Annotated in this window: 4 protein-coding genes and 2 pseudogenes; 3 read left to right on the top strand and 3 right to left on the bottom strand. The window is 73.0% G+C overall.

From position 1 onward, the window contains the following. Window positions 1-42: 42 nt before the first annotated feature. Window positions 43-619: pseudogene (locus AOK23_RS49610) on the top strand (condensation domain-containing protein); the annotation flags it as partial. Window positions 620-2,273: 1,654 nt separating this feature from the next. Here the strand turns inward: AOK23_RS49610 and AOK23_RS10210 are convergent. Next, a complete protein-coding gene (locus AOK23_RS10210; RefSeq protein ID WP_157877988.1) occupies window positions 2,274-4,253 on the bottom strand; it encodes a hypothetical protein in 1,980 nt (659 codons plus the stop codon). Window positions 4,254-4,580: 327 nt separating this feature from the next. Here AOK23_RS10210 and AOK23_RS10205 point away from each other — a divergent pair, with 327 nt between their 5' ends. Both AOK23_RS10205 and AOK23_RS10200 read left to right on the top strand, forming a co-directional pair. Beyond that, entirely contained in the window at window positions 4,581-7,013 is a 2,433-nt protein-coding gene (locus AOK23_RS10205) for a non-reducing end alpha-L-arabinofuranosidase family hydrolase (RefSeq protein WP_420823696.1), read from the top strand. Between the two features lie 162 nt (window positions 7,014-7,175). Next, window positions 7,176-7,481 carry an IclR family transcriptional regulator domain-containing protein gene (locus AOK23_RS10200; RefSeq protein WP_055712424.1) on the top strand — a complete coding sequence of 102 codons (306 nt, stop codon included), beginning with the start codon at window positions 7,176-7,178 and terminating at the stop codon, window positions 7,479-7,481. Between the two features lie 53 nt (window positions 7,482-7,534). Here the strand turns inward: AOK23_RS10200 and argG are convergent, their stop codons facing one another. Then, window positions 7,535-8,989, bottom strand: coding sequence for an argininosuccinate synthase (gene argG / locus AOK23_RS10195; protein ID WP_055712423.1), 1,455 nt, complete (start codon window positions 8,987-8,989; stop codon window positions 7,535-7,537). A 114-nt stretch (window positions 8,990-9,103) separates the two neighbouring features. Further along, a pseudogene (locus AOK23_RS49605) lies at window positions 9,104-9,211 on the bottom strand (winged helix-turn-helix transcriptional regulator); the annotation flags it as partial.

The following is a 9,211-nucleotide window of genomic DNA, read 5'->3' as shown; positions in this document are numbered from 1 at the left end:
GCCGAGGAGGCGCGGCGACGGTTCGAGCCGTGGGCGTGGCCGCTGCTGCGGCTGCGTCTGTTCACGGTCGACACCGACGAACACGTCCTCGTCGTCCACGCCCACCACCTCATCGGCGACGGCTACAGCGCCGCCCTGCTCACCCGTGAACTCCTCACCGTCCACGACCGTTTCGCGGCCGGTGTGCCCGACGGCCTGGAGCCGTTGCGCTCGACGTTCCGCGACCACGTCGAGCTGCGCGCAGCCCGCCGCCGCATTCCGTTCCCGACCCCGGGGACGGCGACCGCGGACCACCTCGCCCGGCACCACGCCCCGTACACGCCCCCCGTGCTCCGTGCCTCCCGGCCGCCCGCCGACGGCATGGGGGCGTCCCCCGGCTTCCACACCGCCGGTTTCACCCTCGACGCCGACCGCGCCGGGGCGTTGCGCCGGCTCGCCCGTACCGCCGGGACGACGCCGTACGCGCCGTTCCTCACCGCGTACCACCGCGCTCTCGTCGGCCTCACCGGCCACCGGGACCTGGTGCTCGGCCTCGCGGTCACCGGACGCGACGACAGCGTGCCCGACGCGCACCGGGTGTTCGGCCCGTTCGCGGAGGCCGTGGCCGTACGTCCACCGGNNCGCCGCCGAGGCGGTCGCGGCCCGTACCGCCGGACCGCTGGACCTGCGGACGGACGACGGCCTGCCCCGTACCGCCCAGTTCTTCTTCACGTTCCTGGACTTCGGCTCCCTCGGCGCCCCCGCCGGCACCGCACTGACCGTCCTCCCGGACGACACCGACACGGCGCTCGCCCCACCCCCCGTGGGCACGGACGTCTTCCTCGCCGTCCGCCCCTCGGGCGACGGAGTACGCGTCACCGTCCGCGCGTCGGCGAACGCCCTCACCGAGGAGGAACTGGCCGCGTTCGCCGGCGGGTTGCGCCGTGAGCTGGAGGACAGCGCGCCCCTGGACGCCGCGCTCATCGGCTATCTGCCCGCGCCCCGCGACCTGGCCGCGTACGCGGGACTGCCCCCGCACGCCGTGCCGGGCCGCGAGCAACTCCGGGCGCTCCTCTTCCCCGACGGCCGCCCGCGGCTGCTGGAGACGACGACCACGCTCCTCGGCACATCCGGCTTCCTCGCCCTGCCGGTGTTCGCCGACGAACTGACGGCCCTCGCCACCCCGGACGACCAGCGTTCGCTGGCCGCCCGCACCGCCCGAGCCGTGGAGCACGCCCTCGCCCTCGGCGCGCGTTCCGTCTCCCTGGCCGGGTTGATCCCCGCCCTGACCGGCTACGGCTACGACGTCCTCCGGGAAGCGGAGTCCACAACCACCTCCACAGCCGTCTCCACGGCGACCACGACCGCCGCTCCCCTCCCCGGCGCGCTCACCACCGGCCATGCCACGACCACCGTCGCCGTCGTGAAGACCGTGCACGCGGCGCTCGCCGCGACCGGTCGGGACCTCGCCGATCTGACCCTCGCGGTCGTCGGCTGCGGTTCCATCGGCACGTCGTCGCTTCGGCTGCTGCTGGCCCGCAGCCCCCGCCCACCGGCCCGGCTGATCCTCTGCGACCTGCCGGGCAGTGCCCCACGGCTGCGCCGCCTCGCCGCCGAACTGTCGGCGGACCACTCCGGCACGGCCGTACGGGTCATGGAGTCCACCGGCACCCCCGCGGACCTGCCGGCCGAGCTGTACGAGGACGCCGATGTCGTCGTCACCGCGGTGAGCGGCCCCACGGCACTCCTGGACGTCGACCGGCTCCGTCCCGGCTCGATCGTCGTGGACGACTCCTTCCCGCACTGTTTCGACACCGCGCGGGCCCTCGACCGGATGCGCCGCGAACGGGACGTACTGCTCGTCGGGGGCGGACTGCTGGCCCTGGGGACCACCGAGACCCGGCTGTCCGCGGACCTGCCACCGCTCGCACGCACCGGCCCCGCCCGGGGCACCCAGTTCCAGCCCCATCTGCCCGGCACCCTCGCGTCCTGCCGTCTGGAGTCGCTGCTCCACGCCCACCACGACGGCACGCAACTCCCCCCGATCCACGGCCTGGTGGACCTCCCCCACGCCCTGGCCCACTGGGACGCCGCCGAGGCGGCCGGGGTCACCGCCGCGCCCCTGCATCTCCTCGACCACGTGATCCCCGAGACCACCCTGAAGGCCCTCCCCCGCCCCCGGACCCTGCGGCCCTGATGGCGGTCGGCGGCCCTGATCCCGGTCGATCGGCCCCACATGGCGACGCCCGGCCGGGGGATTCCCCGGCCGGGCGTCCGTCGGTGTCCGCGCGGGCTCAGCGCACGACGACCCCGGCGGTCGTGGCCGACCCGTTGGTCCAGCCGTACCGCTTGGCCGTCACCTTCACGGTGATCTTGTGGCCCCTGTCGGCCTTGACCAGGACGTACGTCGACTTCGTGGCGCCCGTGACGGTCGTGCCGTCACGCTTCCAGGAGTACGTGTAGGAGGTGGCGGCCGGCGACCAGGTGCCGTGGGCCGCGGTGAGCTTGTAGCCGACCTTTGCGGTGCCGGTGACGGCGGGAGCCGTGACGGCCTTCAGGGCGGGGCCGACGGCGACGGTGACGGCCGGGGACGTGGAGGTGACGGACCCGGCGGCGTTGCTGACCTTGGCACGGCAGGACACCTGGTGCTTGTAGTCGGCGGAGGTCAGGGTGCGGGACTTGCCGGTGGCGCCGGTGATCGCCGTGCCGTCCCGGAGCCAGGACCAGGCCACGGTCGTGTGGTAGCCGGTCCAGGCGGCGCCGCAGGTGACCTTGGAGCCGGTGCGGGCGGTGCCGCTGACGGCGGCCCCGGAGGTGACCTTCGGCTTGGTCAGCAGGGTCTGGGACTGGGCGGACAGCTGGGAGGTGAAGTCGCCGGGGGAGATGTCCACCGCCTTGCGGAAGACGACGGTGGCCCGGCCGTCGGGGCCCGCGGTGACCTCGCCGGAGAGGGCGTTCTCGTCGGGGACGGCGGGGACGGGCGCGCTGTTGAGGGCGGTCGCCGCGCTCCAGGTGCCGCCGGCCGGGCGGACGGCCCATTCCAGGTAGGTGTCGTTGCCGTTGTCGATGCTCGGCGTCTGCGGCCAGACGACCTGGACGGTGCCGTCGGCCCCTATGGACGCGGAGACGTCCCACTTCACATAGCCGGTGGACAGCGTCTTCGGCGCCGACCATGTGCCGGTGCTCGCGGTCCGGGTGACGGTCCGTACGACGGGGGTTCCGGCCGTGGAACTCCAGCCGGCCCAGACGTAGGTGAGGTCACCGTTGGGTGCGGTGAGCGGCTCGCTCTCGTCGCTGGGGTCGATGGCGGAGACCGCGGTCTGCGGAGCGCCCCATCCACCGGACACGGCGGTCCGCGTGGCGGACTTGAGGGCGGTGGCGCCACCGGCGTCGGCTCGCCAGAGGACGGTGGTGGCGCCCTTGGCGTCCATCGTGACGCGCACGGTGCCGGCCGTGCCGGCGGTGCCGGGCAGCGGGGCGGCGGTGCTCCAGGCGCCGCCCGCCGAGGCGCGGGTGGCGGTGTGGACGGTGTGGGCGTCCTCGCCCTCCTCGGGGACCTGGTCGTAGACGTCCCAGACGGCGGTGGCCGCGCCGTCGGGGGCTACGGCGAGCGCGAGGTCGTAGACGGACCCGGTGGTGATGTGGGCCAACGGCTTCGCGGTGGACCAAGTGGTGGCGCCGGGGGCGCGGGTGGCGGTCATGACGTCGTAGTCGGCGAACTCGCCCTGGTCCCACACGGCGGTGAGGGTGCCGTCGGCCGCGGCGGCGAGCCGGGGCAGGCCGAGGTACACGCCGGTGGTCGTCGCGATCGGCGCGGGTGCGGACCAACCGCCCTGGGCGGGGTTCCAGGTGGCGGCCAGCGCGGTCGGGTCGCCGGCCGGGCCGCCCCCGTCCAGCCAGGTCACCACGGCCTGCCCGGTGGGGGTCACGGTCAGCTCGGCGCGGGCCCCCTTGGACCGGCCGGTGGCCAGGGTGTGCGGTGCGCCCCAGGTGCTGCCGCCCGCGGCCTTCACGGCGACCTCGTAGTCCCAGGTGTCGGCGCCGGCGGCACGGTCCCGCCACAGCGCGAACGCCGTGCCGTCACCGGCCGTCCGGACGGCGATCAGCGTCTGCTGCCCGTCCGCGCCGGTCAGCGCGACGGCGCTGCTCCAGGGCCCGGCCACCCCGGTGTACCCGGCGGCGCTCGCCGTGCCCCCGGCCCCCAGCGTCACCGCGACGACCGCCGCGACGACCGCCGTACCGACGGCCCCCGGCCTCCACACCCTCACTGCCACGACGGCTCCTGTTCTGCGGGCACGCTCGTGTGCCCGGTACGCGTACGCGAACTCGGCGTGGGGGGAGCCCCGACCCGGGCGCGGGGTGCGCGAAACGATGGGGGTGCGCCGCCCTGCCGCAGGTCACGGCAGGGATGACGCTACATGTCGACCCGTCGCCCGAATCCCCAGGGTGATCCTCGAAGCGGTCAAGGTTCCGTATCCCGCCGCCCGGCACGGGCCCCGGCTCGACGAAAAACCTCCCCGGTGACGGCAACCTTCGGGTCCGCGGCGTCGACTGGCAGATATCCGGGGCCGAGGCCCCCTCCGCGTCAGAAAGACGATCCGTTGCCAGATCAGCACCGTTCCCATCGCCGCCGCCCGGCGACCCGCCATGTGCTCGCCGCCGCCCTGGTCCTCGCCACCGTGGGTGCCGCCGTCCCGCTCGTCGCCCAGGCCGCCCGCACTCCGGAGCCCTCCAAGCCGACCGTGCTCGCCGACGGGGCGGCCGCGCACGGCCGCTACTTCGGTACGGCGGTGCCCGCGGGCAGGCTCGGCGACTCGACGTACTCGGCCCTCCTCGACCGGGAATTCGACATGGTCACCCCGGAGAACGAGATGAAGTGGGACGCCGTCGAACCCTCCCGCGGGTCGTTCGACTTCGCCCGCGCCGACCGGATCGTCAGCCACGCCACCGCGCACGGTCAGCGCCTGCGCGGCCACACCCTGGTGTGGCATTCCCAGCTGCCCGGCTGGGTCGGCGCCCTCCGCGACGCCACCACCCTGCGCGCGGTGATGAACAAGCACATCACCACCACGATGAGCCACTACAAGGGCAAGATCTACGCCTGGGACGTCGTCAACGAGGCCTTCGCCGACGGCGGCAGCGGCCGGCACCGCAGCTCCGTGTTCCAGGACGTGCTGGGCGACGGCTTCATCGAGGAGGCCTTCCGCACCGCACGGAAGGCCGATCCCGCGGCCAAGCTCTGCTACAACGACTACAACATCGAGAACTGGTCCGACGCCAAGACCCAGGGCGTCTACCGCATGGTCAAGGACTTCAAGGCCCGCGGTGTCCCCATCGACTGCGTCGGCTTCCAGAGCCACTTCGGCACCGGCGGCCCGCCGACGAACTTCCGGACCACCCTGTCCGAGTTCGCCGCGCTCGGCGTGGACGTCCAGATCACCGAACTGGACATCGCCCAGGCGTCCGCCACCGCGTACACCGACGCCGTCAAGGCATGCCTGGCCGTCGACCGCTGCAAGGGCGTCACCGTGTGGGGCATCCGCGACAGCGACTCCTGGCGCACCGGTGAGAACGCGCTGCTGTTCGACAACGCCGGCAACAAGAAGCCCGCGTACAACGCGGTGCTCAAGGCCCTGGGCGGCGGCAGCGGCGGGGGCACGCCGAGCGGGGGCATCACCTCCGGCGCCGTCTACACGCTCTCCGACGTCGCCGCCGGACGCGTTCTCGACAAGCCCGCGGGGAAGAACGGCAACCGGACGCCCCTGCGGATCTGGGACGCCCGCGGCACCTCCCACCAGCAGTGGCGAGCCGACCGGAACCCGGACGGCTCCTACACCCTGACCAACGTCGCCAGCGGCCGGGTCCTGGACGAGCCGGGCGACCAGACCGGCAACGGGACGAGGACGCAGCTCTGGGACGCCAACGGCGGTGCCAACCAGCACTGGCGGGCGCGCCGGAACAGCGACGGCTCCTACACGCTGACCAACGTCGCCAGCGGCCGCGTGCTGGAGACCCCCCGCGGCCGGACCGCCAACGGGACCCCCGTGCGGATCTGGGACTCCAACGGCGGCGCCCACCAGCACTGGAAGTTCAGCCCGGCCTCGACGAAGGGCGGCACGTGCGCTCTTCCGTCGACGTACCGGTGGACGTCGACGGGTCCGCTGGCGCAGCCGTCCAACGGCTGGGTCGGACTGAAGGACTTCACCACCGTGACGTACCAGGGCAAGCACCTGGTCTACGGGACGACCGCTTCGGCGTCGGGATGGGGCTCGATGGCGTTCGCCCCCTTCACGAACTGGTCGGACATGGGCTCGGCCGGCCAGAAGGGCATGAGCCAGGGCGCGGTGGCACCCAAGCTGTTCTACTTCGCGCCCAAGAAGACCTGGGTGCTGGTCTCCAACGGCTGGGGCACCGCCTGGACCTTCACCTACCGCACGTCCAGCGACCCCACCGACCCCAACGGCTGGTCCGCGCCGCGGCCGCTGTTCACCGGCGGCCTCCCCGCCGGCTCCGAGGGCGGCCCGATCGACCCGACCGTGATCGCCGACGACAAGAACATGTACCTGTTCTTCGCCGACGACAACGGCGGCATCTACCGGTCGATCATTCCGATCGGGGACTTCCCCGGCAGCTTCGGCTCGTCGTTCACGAAGATCATGAGCGACACGAAGGCGAGGCTGTTCGAGGCGCCGGAGGTCTACAAGGTCAAGGGCCGGAACCAGTACCTGATGATCGTCGAGGCCATGGGTGCGGGCGGACGCTACTTCCGCTCCTTCACCGCCGCCGGCCTGAGCGGCACGTGGACTCCGCAGGCCGACAGCGAGAGCAGCCCTTTCGCGGGCAAGGCCAACAGCGGTGCCACCTGGACCAACGACATCAGCCACGGTGACCTGGTCCGCGACAACCCCGACCAGACCATGACCGTCGACCCCTGCAACCTGCAGTTCCTCTACCAGGGCAGGAACCCGGCATCGGACGGCACCGACTACCTGAAGCTGCCGTACCGGCCAGGCGTCCTCACCCTGCGGCGCTGACCCGCCCGGTCCACGGTGATCGCCCGACCGTGACCCGCCGCCCTGAGAACCCCAGCCGCGCGTCGGCTGGGGTTCCTTTCTTCTCCGGGACCGCCCCCGCGAGATCGGTGCCGGCCGCCAGCGGCTCGCGTCGGCGGTCGGGGTCACGCTGATCCATATCTGTTGCTGCGCCGGGTCGCCGCCGCCTCCCCGCACGGCGAGTCCTACGCCGAGCGGCTCCGCGCCCGTGCCGAGGAGGCCGCCCAGAGGGACTACGCCGTCAGCAGCAGCGAATGGGACGAGGGCCTGACCGCCGTGGCCGTCCCGGTCGCGGGCCGCTCCGGCGGTCTCATCGCCTCCCTCTCCGTCAGCGGCCCGAGCCACCGCTTCCCGTACGAGGCGGTGGAGCACTTCGCCACCGACCTGACGGACGCCGCGTCCCTCATCTCCGCGCAGGGCTTCAGCCACCCGCTGAGCCCCACCCACTGAGCCGGACGCACTGAACCCCGGCCCCTCACGGTCCGGTCCTCTTCGGCGGTCGGTCAGTCCGTGCCGAACTCCATGGCGGCGCGGTCCAGCAGCTCGTCGTCGTCGGAGCCGGTGAACTCGCCGCGCGCGGCGATGGCCTCGGCGCCGCCCTCGGGCATGGTGCCGATCAGCCCGGTCGCGGCGGCCTGCGCGGCACCGATCGCGGCGGGGCCGCCCGTGCCGATGAGACCCATCGCGGCGTACTGCTCCAGCTTGGCGCGGGAGTCGGCGATGTCGAGGTTGCGCATGGTGAGCTGGCCGATCCGGTCGACCGGGCCGAACGCGGCGTCCTCGGTGCGCTCCATGGAGAGCTTGTCCGGGTGGTAGCTGAACGCCGGGCCGGTGGTGTCGAGGATCGAGTAGTCCTCGCCGCGCCGCAGCCGCAGGGTGACCTCGCCGGTGACGGCGGCGCCGACCCAGCGCTGGAGCGACTCCCGGATCATCAGGGCCTGCGGGTCCAGCCAGCGGCCCTCGTACATCAGCCGGCCGAGGCGACGGCCCTCGTTGTGGTACTGGGCGAGGGTGTCCTCGTTGTGGATGGCGTTGACGAGGCGCTCGTACGCGGCGTGCAGGAGGGCCATGCCCGGGGCCTCGTAGATGCCGCGGCTCTTGGCCTCGATGATGCGGTTCTCGATCTGGTCGGACATGCCGAGGCCGTGGCGGCCGCCGATGGCGTTGGCCTCCATCACCAGGTCGACGGCGGAGGCGAACTCCTTGCCGTTGATGCTGACCGGGCGGCCCTGGTCGAAGCCGATCGTCACGTCCTCGGTGGCGATCTCGACCTCGGGGTCCCAGAACCGGACGCCCATGATGGGCTCCACGGTCTCGATGCCGGTGTCCAGGTGCTCCAGGGTCTTCGCCTCGTGGGTGGCACCCCAGATGTTGGCGTCGGTGGAGTACGCCTTCTCGGCGCTGTCCCGGTACGGCAGGCCGTGCGCGACCAGCCACTCGGACATCTCCTTGCGGCCGCCGAGCTCGGTGACGAAGTCCGCGTCCAGCCAGGGCTTGTAGATCCGCAGGTGCGGGTTGGCGAGCAGACCGTAGCGGTAGAACCGCTCGATGTCGTTGCCCTTGAAGGTCGAGCCGTCGCCCCAGATCTGGACGTCGTCCTCCAGCATCGCCCGCACCAGGAGCGTGCCGGTGACGGCACGGCCCAGCGGCGTGGTGTTGAAGTAGGCCCGCCCGCCGGAGCGGATGTGGAACGCGCCGCAGGTCAGCGCGGCCAGGCCCTCCTCCACGAGCGCGGCCCGGCAGTCGACCAGGCGCGCGATCTCGGCACCGTAGGTCTTCGCGCGGCCGGGCACCGAGGCGATGTCGGGCTCGTCGTACTGACCGATGTCGGCGGTGTAGGTGCACGGGACGGCGCCCTTGTCGCGCATCCACGCGACCGCGACCGAGGTGTCGAGCCCGCCCGAGAAGGCGATGCCGACGCGCTCGCCGGCCGGAAGGGAGGTGAGGACCTTGGACATAGGAAGAGTATGCACCTCCATGCATGGTCATGCAAAGCCCGGTCCGGGTGATACAGCTCCCACCCGACCGCCCCGGCACCGCCCGGACGCCCACGTCCCCTTCCCGCCCGCCCCTCAGGCGTCGAAGCGGCTCCGGGACGCCTCGATGTCGCCGAGGTAGCGGTGGGTCCAGTCGCACATCGCGTCGACCGTCGCCCGCAGGGCCCGCCCCGGCCCGGTGAG

Source organism: Streptomyces torulosus (assembly GCF_001419765.1).
GTDB classification, from domain to species: Bacteria; Actinomycetota; Actinomycetes; order Streptomycetales; family Streptomycetaceae; genus Streptomyces; species Streptomyces torulosus.
This window is presented reverse-complemented; position numbering and strand designations above follow the sequence as displayed.